We start from the raw sequence: 16,951 nt of genomic DNA, 5'->3' as shown, positions 1-16,951 counted from the left end.
GCTACGGTGGCTACGCCACACCGCGCGGTGCGCGGAAGATCGCTTCCGCCAGCCGGTCCGCGATCACATCCGTCGGCCGCCCCTCGTCGTGCGAACGCTCGAAGATCGTCGTCAGCGTGCCGCCGATGCGCCGCAGGTGCGACTCGACGTCGGCCCAGCGGCGCGTCGGTCCTTCGTAATACAGATTGATGATGCCGCCCGCGTTGATCGCGTAATCCGGTGCGTAGAGCACACCGCGTTCGAGCAGGGCCTTTCCCTGTCGCGGCTCGGCGAGCTGGTTGTTCGCGGCGCCGGCGATGATCGTCGCGCGCAGTCGCGGCACGCTGTCGTCGTTGAGGATCGCGCCGAGCGCGCAGGGCGAGAACACGTCGACTTCGAGCTCGAACAGTTCCGTTGCGTCGATCGCGGTGGCGCCGTACCGGCGCACGCAATCCTCGACAGCCGGCGCATGCGCATCGCAGACGAACAGCTTCGCGCCCGCTTCGTGCAGGTGACGGGCCAGCACCTTTCCCACCTTGCCCACGCCCTGGATCGACACGCGCAGATCCTTCAGATCATCACGACCGAGCTTGAAGCGCACCGCCGCCTGGATGCCGAAGAAGATGCCGAGCGCCGTGGCGGCCGAGGTGTCGCGATCGCCCGGATCATCGGGATTCAGCGGCGCAGCGCCACCGCCGATGAACGCGGTTTGCTTGGCGACCTCGTGCATGTCGGCCTCGTCGGTTCCCGAGTCCTCGGCGATCACGTAGCGGCCGCCGAGCGACTGCACGAACTTGCCCATCGCCTGCATCATCGCCGGCGTCTTGTCGCGGCGCGGATCGGCCATCACCACGGCCTTGCCGCCGCCCTGCTTCAATCCGGCGAGCGCCGCCTTGTACGTCATGCCGCGCGACAGGCGCAGCGCATCGGTGATCGCGAGCGCCTCGCTGCCGTAGGGATAGACCCGGCAGCCGCCGAGCCCGCGCCCGAGCGTGGTGTCGTGGATCGCGATGATCGCGCGAAGACCGGAAGCCGGATCGCGGTGGAAGGCGACCAGCTCGTGGTCGTCGTATTCGGGATGAGAGAGAACGGACATGTGCGCGTCCCGCGTAGCAGTTCACGGCGAGTCTACTGCGTGCACCTGCTCCGGCTCCCGTAGCCCGGACGAAGTCCGGGATCTCTCTCGCAGATCGGGCCAGGATCCCGGACTGCGTCCGGGCTACGAAAGCTCAGCCATTCACCAACCACCGATACCCGACCCCCGACTCGGTGGCGATCCAGCGCGGTTGCGCCGGGTCGTCGTGTAGCTTCTCGCGCAACTGGCGCACGAACACGCGCAGGTACTGCGTGTCGTGCTCGTGACCCGGCCCCCACACCGCGCGCAGCAGGTGGGTGTGCGTCAGCACGCGACCGGCGTGTCGCACCAGCTCGCTCAGCAAGGCGTATTCCTTGCGCGTCAGCGCCACGGCGGCGCCGTCCAGGCTCACGCGCCGCTCGACGTGATCCACGCGCAGACCGTTGTGCTCGAACACCGGCGCACCATCGGGACTCGCCGCACGTCGCAGCGCCACGCGTATGCGCGCCAGCAGTTCGGCGACGCTGAAAGGCTTGGTCACGTAGTCGTCCGCGCCCGCATCGAGCGCGCCGATCTTGTCGTCTTCGCGATCGCGCGCCGACAGCACGATCACCGGCACCGCGCTCCATTCACGCAGGCGTCGCACCACGTCGACGCCATCCATGTCGGGGAGGCCCAGATCGAGGATCACCAGCCGCGGCGCGCGCGCGACTGCAAGACGCAGCGCTTCGGCACCGTCACCCGCCTCGATCACCTCGTAGTCGTGCGACGACAGGCCGATGCGCAGCAGCTTGCGCACCGAGGCCTCGTCGTCGACGACGAGAATGCGCCCGGCCTCGTGACTCACGAGGGGCTTCCCGATACCGGCAACCGCACCTCCATGCGCGTGCCCTGCCCGTCGGTTCCCGCACTGACGCGAATCGTCCCGCCGTGCGCAGCCACGATGCCGCGGCAGATCGCGAGCCCCAGCCCGGTGCCGGCGGCGCGACCATCACCCTGCTTCACGCGGTAGAACATGTCGAACACTTTCTCGCGATCGGCCTCGGGAATTCCCGGCCCGCGATCGATCACCGAGATCCGCACGTCGCCCTTCTCGGCGCGGCATTCGACGCGCACCGGTGAATCCGTCGGCGAATACTTCATCGCGTTGTCGAGCAGGTTCACCAGCACCTGCTCGATCAGCACGGCGTCGACCCGGATCAGGGGCAGTTCGCTGGCGATCGTGATGTCGAGCGTTCGTCCTGCGAGCTGGCGCTCGACGCGCCGGCGCGCGCCCGCCACCAGCTCGGCGACGTCACAGGCATCCAGGCGAGGACTGAGCTTTCCGTAGGACAGGCGCGTCATGTCCAGCAGGTTCTGCACGAAGCGGTTCAGGCGTTCTGCTTCCTCCAGCACGTGCGCGGCCAGTTCGCGGCGCGCACCGTCGTCGAGCCGTCCGTCATCGGAGGCCAGCGCCTCCGCCGCGCCGAGCACCGACACCAGCGGCGTGCGCAGGTCGTGCGATACCGACGACAGCAGCGCGGCACGCAGGCCTTCGGTCTCGCTGGTCAGGCGCGAAGATTCCAGATCCGCGGCCAGGCGCGTGCGCTCCAGCGCGAGGCTGGCCAGATCGCCGACCGACTGCATCAGGCGCAGATCTTCCTCGTCGATCTCGCGCGGACGCTGCTTGGCGTTGACGCCGAGGATCGCGAGCTTGCCGCGCGCGGTGGCCAGCGGCAGGAAGCGCCACGGCGAGGCGGGCAGCGTGTCGGTGCTGGCACCGGCCTCCGCCTCGTGTTCCCAGGCCCAGCGCCCTGCGGCCTGCGCCAGCTCCTCCAGCGGGCGCGTGTTGCCGCTGCCGGCCATGACGATCAGCCGGCCTTCGGCGCCGGGCTGCATCAGCACGGCCTCGGTCGACAGCGTGTTCGCCAGATGCTCGACGGTGGCGCGCACCACCTCGCGCTGCTCCAGCGCGCTGGCCAGGCGCCGGCTCAGCTCCGCCTGTTCCTGCGCGCGGCGCGTGCTGGTGCGCAGCGCCTCGATCTGCTGGCGCAGCCGGCCGCCGAGATTGCCGACGAGCAGCGCAGCCAGGAAGAACGAGACCACCGCCGCGAAGTCGTCGCGGTCGTGCACGATCAGGCTGAAGCGCGGCTCGGTGAACAGGTAGTTGTAGAGCATCGAGCTGAGCAGGCTCGCGAACAGCGCCGGGAACAGGCCGAAGCGCACCGCGACGACGAGCACGGCGAGCAGGAACACGACGCCCAGGCTCAGCAGCCCGACGAACTGGTCGAGCACCTGCGAGATCGCGGTCGCGCCCACGCAGATCAGCACGGTCGCGGCGTACGGCTTCCACGATGGCGCCGGCAGGCGCGGACGCGGCAGCGGCTCGCTGGCGGCCGCCTCCGGGCCGCTCCAGGTCACCACCGTGATGTCGAGCGGCGTCGCGCGACGCATCAGCTCGGCAGCGATCGAGCGCGTCCACGGCCAGCGCCAGCGGCTCGGCTGCGGACGTCCGACGACGATCTGCGAGGCGTTGCGCGTGCGCGCCAGTTCCACCAGCGATTCGACGAGATCGGTGCCCGGCACCGTGATGACGTCGGCGCCCAAGCGTTGCGCCATCCGCAGATTGCGCTCGACGCGATCGTGCGCCTCGTCGGACATCGACAGCGCGCGCGGCGTCTGCACGTGCACGGCGATCCACGGGATGCGCCGGTGCTCCGCGATGCGGCGCGCTGCGCGCACGACGGTGCGGCTGATGTCCTGCTCGTTGACGCAGACCAGCAGGCGCTCGCGCGTCGGCCAGGGCTCGTCCACGGCGTGACGCGCCTTGAATTCGAGCAGCTGTGAATCGATGTGCTCGGCCGCGGCGCGCAACGCCAGCTCGCGCAGCGCCGTGAGGCTGCCCTGCCCGAAGAACTGCGTCAGCGCCTGCCGCGCTTGTTCCGGCACGTAGACCTTGCCGTCCTTCAGGCGCCGGATCAGGTCTTCCGGCGGAAGATCGATCAGCTCGATCTCGTCAGCGCCATCGAGCACCTCGTCGGGCACGGTCTCGCGCACGGTCACGCCGGTGATGCGCGCGATGACGTCATTGAGGCTGTCGAGATGCTGGACGTTCAGCGTCGTCCACACGTCGAGTCCGGCCGTCAGCAGGTCGTCGACGTCCTGGTAGCGCTTGGGATGACGCGCACCGGTGACGTTGGAATGCGCGAACTCGTCGACCAGCACGAGCTGCGGGCGCCGCTTCTGGATGCCTTCGACATCCAGCTCGTCGAACGTGCGGCCGCGGTACTCGACCTTGGCGCGCGGCAGGCGTTCGAGATCGGCGAGCTGCGCCTCGGTCTCGAGCCGCCCATGGGTCTCGATCAGGCCAACGCAGACGTCGATGCCGTCGGCTTTCGCGCGATGGGCCGCGCGCAGCATCGCGTAGGTCTTGCCGACGCCGGGTGCCGCACCGAGGAAGACCTTCAGGCGGCCCCGTCCCGCGCGACGCGCGTCCTTGAGCAGTTGCTCGGGCGAGGGACGCGTGGCGGCGGGGCTCATGCGTTTACTTTAAGCCACGTCACCGCGTAGCCCGGGTGTTGAATTTCGCGAAGCCAAAGAGCGGGGGCTTTTTCTCCGCGAACCAGAAGCCCCGGGTTTCACCCGGGCTACGGTTTCGTGCTTCAAGGTACGGGTGCAAGACCGGGCAGCGCATCGAGCGCCAGATTCAGTTTCAGCACGTTGACGCGTTTTTCTCCGAACACCCCCAGCGCGCGCGCTTCGGTCAGCGCATCGACCTGCTGCTGCACCTGGACCGCCGTCAGGCCGCGGGCCTTGGCGACGCGCGCCACCTGGAACTGCGCGCCAGCCGGCGACAGATGCGGATCCAGGCCGCTGCCCGAGGCGGTCACCAGTTCCGATGGCACCGTGGCCTGGCCCGGGTTCTCCTTCTGCAGCGCCGCGGTGCGTTCCGCGACGGCCGTCATCAGCGCTTTCGAGGTGGGACCCAGGTTGGAGCCGCTCGATGCGCTCGCATCGTAGCCCTGCCCGGCCGCTGACGGCCGAGGATGGAAGTAGCGATCGGACGTGAAGCCCTGCGCGATCAGCCCGGAGCCGATCAAGTGCCCGCCGTGCTCCACCAGGCTGCCGTGCGCCTGCTGCGGGAACAGCGACTGCGCGATGCCGGTGACGGCCAGCGGATACAGCGCGCCGGTCAGCGCCGTGAAGCCCAGCGTCAGCACCAGCGCGGGACGAAGAATGCTGTTCATGTTCCGGTTCCTCTGGCTCAGGCAAGGCCCACGGCCGACACGAGCACGTCGATCAGCTTGATGCCGACGAAGGGCACGACAATGCCGCCGAGGCCATAGATCAGCAGGTTGCGCCGCAGCAGCGCGGACGCCGACAGGGCCGCGTAGCGCACGCCGCGCAGCGCCAGCGGAATCAGCGCGACGATGATCAGCGCGTTGAAGATGATCGCGGACAGGATCGCCGACTGCGGCGAATGCAGGCGCATCACGTCCAGCGGCGCCAGTTGCGGGTACAGGCTCACGAACAGCGCCGGCAGGATCGCAAAGTATTTCGCGATGTCGTTGGCGATCGAGAACGTGGTCAGCGAGCCGCGCGAGATCAACAGCTGCTTGCCGATCTCGACCACCTGGATCAGCTTGGTCGGGTCGCTGTCGAGATCGACGAGGTTGGCCGCTTCCTTCGCGGCTGGCGTGCCGTCGTTCATCGCCACGCCGACGTCGGCCTGCGCCAGCGCCGGCGCATCGTTGGTGCCGTCACCGCACATCGCGACCATGCGCCCGCCCTGCTGCTCCTTGCGGATCAGTTCGAGCTTGCGCTCGGGCGTGGCCTCGGCGAGGAAGTCGTCGACGCCGGCCTCGGCCGCGATGCTCGCCGCCGTCAGCGGGTTGTCGCCGGTGATCATCACCGTGCGGATGCCCATCGCACGCAGTTCGGCGAAGCGCGCGCGGATGCCGGGCTTCACGACGTCCTTGAGATGGATCGCGCCGAGCAGCCGCGTCTCGCCGCCCTGCTTCACCGCGACCGCCAGCGGCGTACCGCCGGATTCGGCGATGCGCTCCACCGCCTTGCGGAACGCCGGCGGCACGTGCGACTCATCGCTGCCGAACGCGTACGTGATCACCGCTTGCACCGCGCCCTTGCGCAGCTCGGTGCCGTCGTCGAGATCGGCGCCCGACAGGCGCGTCTGCGCCGTGAACTCCACCGACTTCGTCACTCGCTGCGCGTCGCTGCCCAGATCACCCAGCCGGCGCTTCGCCAGCTCGACGATCGAGCGGCCTTCTGCGGTGCCGTCCGACAGCGACGACAGCCACGACACACGCGTCAGCTCGACCTCGTCGACACCCGGCGCCGGCAGGAAGGCTTCGGCCATGCGGTTGCCGTAGGTGATCGTGCCGGTCTTGTCGAGCAGCAGCACGTCGACGTCGCCGGCCGCCTCCACTGCGCGACCGGACTTGGCGATGACGTTGGCGCGCACGAGACGATCCATGCCGGCGATGCCGATGGCCGACAGCAGGCCGCCGATCGTCGTCGGGATCAGCGTGACCAGCAGCGCGATCAGCGCCGTCACCGGCAGCTTGCCGCCTGAGTAGTGCGCGAAGAACGGCAAGGTCACGGCGACCATCAGGAAGATCAAGGTCAGGCCGGTGAGCAGCACCGACAGCGCGAGCTCGTTCGGCGTCTTCTGCCGCGCCGCGCCTTCGACCAGGCCGATCATGCGATCCAGAAAGCTTTCGCCCGGATTGGCGGTGATGCGCACCTTGATCCAGTCCGAGACCACCTTGGTGCCGCCGGTCACGCTCGAACGATCGCCACCCGATTCGCGCAGCACCGGTGCCGATTCGCCGGTAACGGCCGCTTCGTTGACGGTGGCGATGCCCTCGATGACCTCGCCGTCGCCCGGGATGTTGTCGCCGGCCTCCACCAGCACGATGTCACCCGCGCGCAGGCTGCGGCTGGACACGCGCTCGATGCGCTTGCCGTCACGCTGCACCTTCTTGGCCTCGGTCTCGCCCTTGGCCGAGCGCAACGAATCCGCGCGCGCCTTGCCGCGGCCTTCGGCCAAGCTCTCGGAGAAGTTCGCGAACAGCACCGTGAACCACAGCCACAGCGCGATCTGCCCCGACCACAAGGCATCACCGTCGCCGAACAGGTCGCGCAGCCACAGCACGCTGACGAACACCGCGCCGATCCAGACGACGAACATCACCGGGTTGCGCAGCTGCGCGCGCGGGTCGAGCTTGCGCAGGCTGGCCTGCGATGCGGAGAGCCATAGCGCGTTATTGGGTGTCAGGGAGAGAGTCTTCATGGCGTGTGCGCGGTATCGAAGCCAAATACCGCAAAGGCGCAAAGGGAAAAGAAAGGTCGCAAAGATGGGATCAGGGCAGATTCCCGTTCGAGCAGCTCGATTTCAGGAGACGGAGTTTTCATTCTTTTCCTTTGCGTCCTTTCTTTTCCCTTTGCGCCTTTGCGGTGAAAACGCCCGGCAACACATCACCAGGTGGTCCCCGCCAGCATCGCGAAGTGCTCCGCCACCGGCCCCAGCACCAGCACCGGGAAGAACGTCAGGCCGCCGATGATCAGGATCACGCCGATCAGCAGGCCGACGAACAGCGGCGCGTGCGTCGGGAAGGTGCCGGCGGAAACCGGCGCCGCGCGCTTGGAGGCCAAGCTGCCGGCGACGGCCAGCAGCGGCAGGATGTAGGCGTAGCGGCCGATCAGCATCGCCAGGCCCAGCATCGTGTTGGTGTACGGCAGGTTGGCGGTGAAGCCGGCGAAGGCCGAACCATTGTTGGCGGCGGCCGAGGTGTACGCGTAGAGCAGCTCGGTGAGGCCGTGCGGGCCGGCATCCTGCAATCCGGACAGGCTCTGCGGCACGACGATGGCGGCGGCGCCGAACACCAGGATGCACAACGGCATCGACAGCATCGCGAGCACCAGCAGACGCACTTCGCGCGCTTCGATCTTCTTGCCCAGGTACTCCGGCGTGCGGCCCACCATCAGGCCGGCGATGAACACCGTCAGCAGCACGTAGAGCAGCATGCCGTACAGCCCGGCACCGACGCCGCCGAACACGATCTCGCCGAGCATCATGTTCACCAGCGGCACCAGCGCGCCCAGCGGCAGGAAGCTGTCGTGCATCGCGTTCACCGAGCCGTTGCTCGCGGCCGTCGTCGCGGTAGCCCACAACGCTGAATCGAACACACCGAAGCGCGCCTCCTTGCCCTCGAGGTTGCCGGCGTGGTGATCCAGCGGCAGCGAGGCCAGCAGGGGATTGGGGTGCGACTCGATCGCGTAGACGATCCCGAAGCCGACGACGAACAGCAGCAGCATCGCCGCCAGCAACGGGTAGCCCTGCCGGCGATCTCCCACCATCCGGCCGAACGCGAACACCAGCGCCGCCGGCAGCAGCAGGATCGACAGCACCTGCACGAGGTTCGACAGCGGCGTCGGGTTCTCGTACGGGTGCGCCGCATTGGCGTTGAAGAAGCCGCCGCCGTTGGTGCCCAGCTGCTTGATCGCGATCTGCGACGCGGCCGGGCCATGCGCGATCGTCTGCGTGCCGCCGTCGAGCGTCGTGGCCGACACGTAGCTGTCGAAGTTCTGCGGCACGCCCTGCCAGACCAGGAACACCGCGAGCAGCAAGGACAAAGGCAACAGCACGTACAAGGTCACGCGCGTCATGTCCGCCCAGAAATTGCCGAGCGAGCGCGTCTCGCGGCGGGTGATGCCGCGGATCAGCGCCACCGCCACCGCGAAGCCGGTCGCCGCGCTGGTGAAGTTCTGCACGCACAGCCCGGCCATCTGCGAGAGATAGGACAGCGTGCTTTCGCCGCCGTAGGACTGCCAGTTGGTATTGGTGATGAAACTCGCCGCCGTGTTGAACGCCAGGTGCCAGCTCAGTCCGGGCAGGTGCTGCGGGTTCAGCGGCAGCACGCCCTGCAGCATCAGCAGCGCGAACAGCAGCACCAGGCCGACGCCGTTGAAGGCCAGCAGGCTGCGTGCGTACGTCGCCCAGGTCTGCTCGCGCGCCGGGTCGATGCCGGCCGCCCGGTAAAGACCCGTTTCGACTCCACCCAGGCCGCGCGCACGGCCTTCGAACACCCGCGTCAGCCAGGCGCCCAGCGGCGGCGCCAGCGCGAGCAGCAGCGCCACGAACAACAGGAAGCGGAACAGGTCGTGCCCGTGCATGTCGGCGTCTCCCGGGCTCAGAAGCGTTCGGGGCGCAGCAGCGCGTAGACGAGGTAGGCCGCAACCGCGGCCGCGATCAGCAGGGCGAACAAGGACTCGGCGTTCATGCGGTCACTGTGCGCCGGGGAACATGAAGATTCGAGACGGAAACCGGGGGCCGGCTATAAAGATTCCATAAGGCTGTGCTCCCCTCTCCCGCAGGGAGAGGCGGCGGGCTTACGGGACTGACTCAATGTCAGTCCCGTGAGCCCGCCGGGGGGTGAGGGAGATTCGGTGCCCTACCCGACACTCCCTCATCCGCCCCTTCGGGGCACCTTCTCCCCGAGGGAGAAGGAACAGCACGGACCGGGGGCAGTACAGGGGTGGCCGCCTACCCTGCATCGATTCTTGCTACGACCAGCAGCCTCCCGCGGAAGCGGGCACGCGGCCACGTATCATCCCTGCCCGCGACAGGATCGAACCGAAGACCCATGCCCCTGCACGCTGCCTTGCTCCACCAGACGGTCTACGCCTACGACCGCCGGGTGACGTTGTCGCCCCAGATCATCCGCCTGCGGCCCGCACCGCACTCGCGTACGCGCGTGCTCAGCTACTCGCTGAAGATCGAGCCCGAGCCGCATTTCATCAACTGGCAGCAGGACGCCTTCTCCAACTGGCAGGCGCGCGTCGTGTTCCCGGAGCCGGTGGACCACTTCTCGGTGACGGTGGACCTGATCGCCGACATGGCGATCTACAACCCGTTCGACTTCTTCGTCGAGCCGGACGCGGAGACCTATCCGTTCAAGTACGCGGACGCGCTCAAGCTGGACCTCGAGCCGTATCTGCGCACGATCGAGATGACGCCGCTGTTCAAGCAGCTGGTCGACAGCATCCCGCGCACGCCGATGCGCACGATCGACTTCCTGATGGACCTGAACCGGTCGCTGCAGCAGTCGATCAAGTACCTCATCCGCATGGAACCCGGCGTGCAGACGCCGGAAGAGACGCTGACCAACGCGTCGGGCTCCTGCCGCGACTCGTCGTGGCTGTTCGTACAGTTGCTGCGCCGCCTGGGCCTGGCTTCGCGCTTCGTGTCCGGCTACCTCGTGCAGCTCACGCCGGACGTGAAGTCGCTCGATGGCCCGAGCGGCACCGAGGTCGACTTCACCGACCTGCACGCCTGGTGCGAGGTATACCTGCCGGGCGCGGGCTGGATCGGCTTCGACCCGACCTCCGGCCTGATGGCGGGCGAAGGCCACATCCCGCTGTGCGCGACGCCCGAACCCGCCACCGCCGCGCCGATCTCGGGGACCATGTCCTTCGCCGGCGAAGGCGAACTCAAGACCGAGTTCGCGCACGAGATGAAGGTCACGCGCGTGCTCGAGACCGCGCGCGTCACCAAGCCGTACACCGACGAACAATGGGCGGCGGTCGACAAGCTCGGCGCCGAGGTCGACGCCAAGCTCAAGGCCGGCGACGTGCGCCTGACGATGGGCGGCGAGCCTACGTTCATCTCGATCGACGACATGCAGGGCGCGGAGTGGAACACCGCCGCCGTCGGCCCGATGAAGGAGGGCCTCGCCAACCAGCTCATCCGCCGCCTGAAGGACCGCTTCGCACCCAACGGCCTGCTGACGTTCGGCCAGGGCAAGTGGTACCCGGGCGAATCACTGCCGCGCTGGGCCTACGCGCTGTACTGGCGCGGCGACGGCAAGCCCATCGTGCGTGGTGATCTCGCCGACGGCTCGACCAAGGCCAACGAACTCTCGGCGCGTGCGCTGATCCGCGGCATCGCCGAGCGGCTCGAGGTGAATCCGGACAACGCGGTCCCCGCCTACGAGGACGCGTTCTATTACCTGCACCGGGAGCGCAAGCTGCCGGAGAACGTCTCCGCGGACGACAGCAAGCTCAAGGACCCCGAGGAACGCGCCCGCATCGCACGCGTGTTCTCGCGCGGCCTCGATGTGCCCAAGGGCTACGCGCTGCCGGTCCAGCGCTGGCAGACGCAGGCCTGGATCAGCGAACGCTGGAGTTTCCGCGGCGGCCGCATGTTCCTGATCCCGGGCGACTCGCCCGTGGGCTTCCGCCTGCCGCTGGAGACGCTGCCCTGGCTGCCGGCCGGCGCCGTGCCCCAGGTCATTCCGTACGACCCGTTCGCCAAGCGCGAGCCGCTGCCCACGCCCGACATCCGTCGCCAGCCGTTCCTGCAGGCGCCGGTCACCGAGCAGGAGAAGCGTCGCCGCGAGCGCCAGCAGAAGCTCACGTCGGAACGCGACCAGCCGCCGCCGGAACGCCGCGGCGCCTACCTGCAGGGCGGCAACGTGCGCACCGCGCTGGCAGTGGAGCCGCGTGAAGGCTTCCTGTGCGTGTTCATGCCGCCGGTGGAAGGTCTTGCCGACTATCTGGATCTGGTCACCGCCGTTGAGGACGCCGCTGCCGAGTTCGACGTGCCGGTGCGCCTCGAAGGCTATCCGCCGCCGACCGACCCGCGCCTCAACGTGCTGCGCGTGACGCCGGATCCCGGCGTGATCGAGGTGAACATCCATCCCGCGCATTCCTGGGACCAGTTGCGCGAGATCACGCTGGAGATCTACGAGCAGGCGCGCCTCACGCGGCTGGGCACCGAGAAATTCCTGATCGATGGCCGTGCGGTGGGAACCGGCGGCGGCAATCACATCGTCGTCGGTGCGGGCACGCCGGCGGATTCACCGTTCCTGCGCAGGCCCGACCTGCTCGCGAGCATGATCCGCTTCTGGCAGAACCATCCGTCGCTGAGTTACCTGTTCTCCGGGCTGTTCATCGGCCCCACGTCGCAGCATCCGCGTCCCGACGAAGGCCGCGACTCGGCGCTGTACGAGCTGGAGATCGCGCTGTCGCAACTGCCGCCGGCCGGCACCAGCGCCGATGCCGCGCAGTTCCCGCTGTGGATGGTCGATCGCCTGTTCCGCAACATCCTGATCGACATCACCGGCAACACGCATCGCACCGAGCTGTCGATCGACAAGCTGTACTCGCCCGATGGCCCCACCGGTCGTCTGGGTCTGCTCGAGATCCGCAGCTTCGAGATGCCGCCGCACGCACGCATGAGCCTCGTGCAGCAGTTGCTGGTGCGCTCGCTGATCTCGGCGTTCTGGAACAAGCCCTACACCGCGCCGCTGATCCGCTGGGGCACGCGCCTGCACGACGAGTTCATGCTGCCGCACTTCGTCTGGGCCGACTTCCTCGACGTGCTCAACGAACTCAAGGAATGGGGCTACCCGATCCGCGCGGAGTGGTTCGAGCCGCACTTCGAGTTCCGCTTCCCGCAGCACGGCACCATCGGCCACCAGGGCATCGAGGTGGAACTGCGCCACGCGCTCGAACCCTGGCCGGTGCTCGGCGAGGAAGGCAGCGCCGGCGGCACGACGCGCTTCGTCGACTCCAGCCTGGAACGCGTGCAGATCAAGACGCGCGGGCTGGTGCCGGGTCGTCACTTCGTCACCGTCAGCGGACGCCGCCTGCCGCTGCGCGCCACCGGCGTGCGCGACGAGTACGTGTGTGGATTGCGCTACCGCGCCTGGAAACCGGCGTCGGCGCTGCATCCCACGATCGGCGTGCACACGCCGCTGGTGTTCGATCTCTACGACGCGCGTCATCGTCGCGCCGTCGCCGGTTGCACGTATCACGTGATGCACCCGGCCGGTCGCAACTACGAGACGTTCCCGATCAACAACTACGAGGCCGAGGCGCGGCGCCTGTCGCGCTTCGAGCCGAGCGGGCACACGCCGTCGACGTACTGGCCGCCGTCGGAGTCGCCGAATCCGGATTATCCGTGCACCTTGGATTTGCGCCGACCTAGCTGAGAGCAAGACAGTGGCTCCCTCTCCCCATGCGGCTCCATCGCATGGGAGAGGGGCAGGCTTTTGAGCGAGTGCGCCCACCCGTAGCCCGGGCGCAACCCGGGCCTCGTCCATCTCAGCGCGTGCGCGCGTGTCCAAGCGGGCATCCCGGGTTTCACCCGGGCTACGCGATGCGTGCGATCAAGCGGATGCGCCTGCACACTGCGCATCGGACACGTGGAGATTCGCGGTGATGGGCAGCACGAACGACACGCAGCGCAGTGGCGACACACCGCCGTGGAATCCGATCGAACTCGAAGGCGCGTTGCGACTCGATCCGGTCGGACCGGACCGCTACGTGAACCCGCGCCTGGGCCTGAACATGAACGGCAATCTGTTCGGCGGCCAGTTCATCGCCAACACGCTGAGCGCCGCGATGCTCAGTTGCCCCACGCGCGTGCCGCGGTCCATCCAGGGCGTCTTCCTGCGGCCCGGGCGTGCGGGGCAGACGCTGGAGCTGATCGTCGAGCGCGCTCATGACGGCGCACGACTGAGCCATCGGCGCGTACAGATGATCCAGTCGGACCGGCTGATCTTTTCGGCGCAGGTCTATCTCAACGACGCTCACGTGCTGGCGCCGCCGCAACACCAGGTACAGGCGCGCGACCTCGCGCCTGCGCCCGAATCGCTGGCGGACATCGAAGCCCTGTCCGCGGCCGTCGGTGACCGGGTGCCGGAACGCATCCGCCAACGCCTGCTCTCGAAGAAGTCGGTGCAGGTCAAACCGGTTCGCGGTGCGGAAGGCCTGCTGTCACGTTCGCCGGAGCCGCGACTCGCGACCTGGCTCAAGCCCACCGTCGCGATCTCGTCCGAGCCGCTGCTGCAGTACGCCGCGCTCGCGTTCCTGTCGGACTACTGGCTGTGCTGGCCCACGCGCAGTCCGCACACGGAAGGCCTGCTCGATCCGTCCAACCGCATGCACAGCCTGGATCACTCGATGTGGTTCCACGCCGCACCCAGCGTCGACGACTGGCTGCTGTACGAGGTGGAGAGCCCGGTCGCCGGCAACGGCTTCGGGTTCGGGCGCGGGGCGATGTTCAACCGCGACGGTCTGCTGCTGGCCAGCGCCGCGCAGCAGGCGCTGCTGGACTGACGGCACACCGTAGCCCGGGCGAAGCCCGGGGTTCCCCTCGAATTGCGGAGCGCGCGCCCGGGCTACGGGTCGGCCGCGTGCAACCCGGACTTGCCCCCGACCCTCTGCCCGTGCGATCTTTTAGTGCGATAAAACTTTCGGGCGATGGGCCGATCACGGATCCACGACCCGCTGGAGGAGAAACACGATGGAGCATGCGCGACGTCGCGAGCCGAAGTTCTCGAGTCACCCCCCTCATTCCCTGACGTCCTCGTCGCGGAAGGCGCGGGGGATGGACCGCATGATGCTGGTCACGCCCACGCGCATTGCCTACCGCGGACTGTTCGGCACGCCCGGCGTCCGCTACTTCGGCGCGTGGACGCTGTACGTGGCGATCAACACGCCTTTCGAGGCGTCGATCGACGATGGGCCGTCGCGCAGCGAGACCTTCGTCGCCGTGCCGCCTTACACGCCGCACCTGGTTTCTACGCCGGACCGCGAGATGGCCGAGGTGCTGGTGGAGGCCGAGGCTGTCGACGGCTGCCGCTTCCACGACCAGTTCCTGGCCACACCCGTGCAGCGCCAGCGGGTCGCCGCGACGATCCGGGCCGGCCTGTCGCGACCGCTGTCGTCGTGCCCGTCCGAGGATTTCGACCTGCGCTTCTTCGGCGAGCGCCTGCCGGCGCGCGACCTCGATTCGCGCATCGCCCGCGCCATCGAACGCATGAAGGACGACCCCGCAGGGCGCCTGACCGCCGAGGACTGCGCCGCGATGACAGGGCTGTCGTTCTCGCGCTTCACGCATCTGTTCAGCGACCAGACCCAGACCACGTTCCGGCGCTTCCGCGCCTGGAAGCGGGCGCGCGGCCTGATGCCGCTGATCGCCAATCCGCTGAACCTGCTCGATGTCGCGCTCAATGCCGGTTACGCGGACTCGACGCACTTCAGCCACTCGATCCGGCAGTTCTACGGCTACACGCCGCGCGACATCTTTGCCGGCTCGCGCCGCCTCGCCATCTTTTCGCAGCCCTAGCTTGTTCACGCAAGAATCACCGCGCGGAAAGCTCGACAAAGGCAGCATGTCGCGCGAAATCCAGAAAGAGGATCGCAAGCGCCGGATCCTGGATGCGGCCGAGGCGCTGATCCGCAAGACGGGGACCACGGAGTTCTCGATGGCCGTGCTCGCCGAGCGCGCGTCGCTGAGCGGCCCCACGCCATACAACCTGTTCGGATCCAAGGGCGGGATTCTCTACGCGCTGCTCAACCGCTCCGTCGACGGCCTGTTCTCGGACATCGCGCGCGGCCGCGGCAAGTCGCCCGATCCGGTCGAGATGGTGCTGCACGCGGCGCAGACCGCCGGCGACGAGTTCGCCTCCGATCCGCGCTTCTACCGGCCGCTGTACCAGTTCCTGCTCGGCATCCACGATCCGGTGAATCGCCCGGCGTACATGGATCGCGCGTTGTTCTACTGGAAGCAGGCACTGCTGCACCTGGCCGAGGCCGGCCAGCTTCCGGAAGTGATCTCGCACGACCAGCTCGCGCGGATGATGGTGGTCAACACGCTCGGCGCGCTGGACCTGTGGGTGCAGTCCGAGCTCGACGACGACCAGTTCCGTGCGCAGGTGCTCTACGGCACCGCGGTGCTGCTCTACAGCGTGGCCGACGCCACGCAGCGTGATCACCTGAGCGCGCGCCTGCGCGTGCTCGAACGCCAGCTGCCGAAGCGCTTCAGCACGCAGACACCGGAGACGGCTCCGATCACGGCGTCGCTGCCCGTCGCCAAGCGGCGTGCGGCGACGGTTGCGCCTGCTGCTCCGCCGCCGGCGAAGTCGCGACGCAAGGTCACGCGCGCAACGGTCTGACACCCGTTGCCGAGGAAGCCCGGGGCTGTTGCTTCCCGACGAGGTGAACCCCCGGGCTTCGCCCGGGCCACGTGAGTTCGAACCCGAGCACCGCCATGAAATCCACGAACGCGACCACCGAACTGTGCCGCTATAACGAAACCGAGATATTCGTGCGCGAGCGCAATCTCTGCACCGAGCTGATCGGCAAGACGAGCTTCACGGAGTTCGTGTTCATGCAGGTCACCGGACGCAACTGCGGACCGACCGAACGCGCCGTGCTCGATGCCGTGCTGGTGACGCTCTGCGAGCACGGCATGACACCCAGCGCGGCGGCGGCGCGACTGACCTATCTCGGCGCGCCGGAATCGCTGCAGGGGGCGATCGCGGCCGGCCTGCTCGGCGTGGGCAGCCAGTTCGTCGGCACGATGGAAGGCAGCGCCACGATCCTGTGCCAGCTCGCGGACAGCGGTGATGGCGCCGAGGCGACGGCACGCGACATCGTCGCTCAGCACCGTGCCGAGAAGAAGTCGCTGCCGGGCTTCGGGCATCCGCATCATCGGCCCGACGATCCGCGACCGGCCGCGCTGTTCGCCGTGGGACGCGCGGCCGGCGTCAGCGGCCGCTACATCGGTCTGCTCGAGATGCTGTCGCGTGAAATCGATCGCGCGTACGGCCGGCATCTGACGATCAACGCCACCGGCGCCATCGCCGCGCTGCTGCTCGAGATCGACGTACCGCCTTCGGTGATGCGCGGCTTCGCGGTGCTCAGCCGTGCCGCGGGACTGATCGGGCATCTGTACGAAGAACAGCGCAAGCCTGCTGGCGGTGCGATGTGGAAGGCCGTGGACGCGGCGGTGCCCTACGAGGCCCCGTAACCCGTAGCCCGGACGAAGTCCGGGGTTGCGCTCCGTCTTCGAGGGGGAACCCCGGACTTCGTCCGGGCTACGGT

Annotated in this window: 12 protein-coding genes; 5 read left to right on the top strand and 7 right to left on the bottom strand. The window is 68.3% G+C overall.

The features are described from left to right. Positions 1 to 10 precede the first annotated feature (10 nt). The 7 genes from DFR24_RS15945 to kdpF all read right to left on the bottom strand — a co-directional run bounded on the left by DFR24_RS15945 (position 11) and on the right by kdpF (position 9,336). A complete protein-coding gene (locus DFR24_RS15945) occupies positions 11 to 1,075 on the bottom strand; it encodes a Leu/Phe/Val dehydrogenase (protein ID WP_133882371.1) in 1,065 nt (354 codons plus the stop codon). A gap of 133 nt (positions 1,076 to 1,208) precedes the next feature. Then, positions 1,209 to 1,901, bottom strand: coding sequence for a response regulator (locus DFR24_RS15940; RefSeq protein ID WP_133882370.1), 693 nt, complete (start codon positions 1,899 to 1,901; stop codon positions 1,209 to 1,211). After that, on the bottom strand, positions 1,898 to 4,573 hold the full coding sequence (locus tag DFR24_RS15935) for a sensor histidine kinase (protein WP_133882369.1): 2,676 nt from the start codon (positions 4,571 to 4,573) through the stop codon (positions 1,898 to 1,900). Before DFR24_RS15935 ends, DFR24_RS15940 begins: the two co-directional genes overlap by 4 nt. A gap of 122 nt (positions 4,574 to 4,695) precedes the next feature. Beyond that, positions 4,696 to 5,280 carry a potassium-transporting ATPase subunit KdpC gene (kdpC, locus tag DFR24_RS15930; protein WP_133882368.1) on the bottom strand — a complete coding sequence of 195 codons (585 nt, stop codon included), beginning with the start codon at positions 5,278 to 5,280 and terminating at the stop codon, positions 4,696 to 4,698. A gap of 17 nt (positions 5,281 to 5,297) precedes the next feature. Next, positions 5,298 to 7,346, bottom strand: coding sequence for a potassium-transporting ATPase subunit KdpB (gene kdpB / locus DFR24_RS15925; protein WP_133882367.1), 2,049 nt, complete (start codon positions 7,344 to 7,346; stop codon positions 5,298 to 5,300). 185 nt (positions 7,347 to 7,531) lie between these two features. Continuing rightward, positions 7,532 to 9,229, bottom strand: a complete 1,698-nt coding sequence (kdpA, locus tag DFR24_RS15920) for a potassium-transporting ATPase subunit KdpA (RefSeq protein WP_133882366.1) — start codon at positions 9,227 to 9,229, stop codon at positions 7,532 to 7,534. A 17-nt stretch (positions 9,230 to 9,246) separates the two neighbouring features. Continuing rightward, a complete protein-coding gene (gene kdpF, locus DFR24_RS15915) occupies positions 9,247 to 9,336 on the bottom strand; it encodes a K(+)-transporting ATPase subunit F (RefSeq protein ID WP_133882365.1) in 90 nt (29 codons plus the stop codon). 363 nt (positions 9,337 to 9,699) lie between these two features. Between kdpF and DFR24_RS15910 the strand changes: the two genes are divergently transcribed. The 5 genes from DFR24_RS15910 to DFR24_RS15890 all read left to right on the top strand — a co-directional run bounded on the left by DFR24_RS15910 (position 9,700) and on the right by DFR24_RS15890 (position 16,877). Next, entirely contained in the window at positions 9,700 to 13,050 is a 3,351-nt protein-coding gene (locus DFR24_RS15910; RefSeq protein WP_133882364.1) for a transglutaminase family protein, read from the top strand. Positions 13,051 to 13,279: 229 nt separating this feature from the next. Continuing rightward, entirely contained in the window at positions 13,280 to 14,179 is a 900-nt protein-coding gene (locus DFR24_RS15905; RefSeq protein ID WP_133882363.1) for an acyl-CoA thioesterase, read from the top strand. Positions 14,180 to 14,450: 271 nt separating this feature from the next. After that, on the top strand, positions 14,451 to 15,191 hold the full coding sequence (locus tag DFR24_RS15900; RefSeq protein WP_162851249.1) for a helix-turn-helix domain-containing protein: 741 nt from the start codon (positions 14,451 to 14,453) through the stop codon (positions 15,189 to 15,191). A 46-nt stretch (positions 15,192 to 15,237) separates the two neighbouring features. Continuing rightward, complete coding sequence (locus tag DFR24_RS15895; RefSeq protein ID WP_162851248.1) at positions 15,238 to 16,020, top strand: TetR/AcrR family transcriptional regulator; 783 nt, start codon at positions 15,238 to 15,240, stop codon at positions 16,018 to 16,020. Between the two features lie 95 nt (positions 16,021 to 16,115). Next, positions 16,116 to 16,877: a citryl-CoA lyase gene (locus DFR24_RS15890; RefSeq protein ID WP_133882360.1), complete on the top strand. Its 762-nt coding sequence runs from the start codon at positions 16,116 to 16,118 to the stop codon at positions 16,875 to 16,877. The last annotated feature ends 74 nt before the right edge of the window (positions 16,878 to 16,951 follow it).

Origin of the sequence: Panacagrimonas perspica, assembly GCF_004364935.1 — a bacterium.
In the GTDB taxonomy this organism is placed as follows: Bacteria; Pseudomonadota; Gammaproteobacteria; order Nevskiales; family Nevskiaceae; genus Panacagrimonas; species Panacagrimonas perspica.
This window is presented reverse-complemented; position numbering and strand designations above follow the sequence as displayed.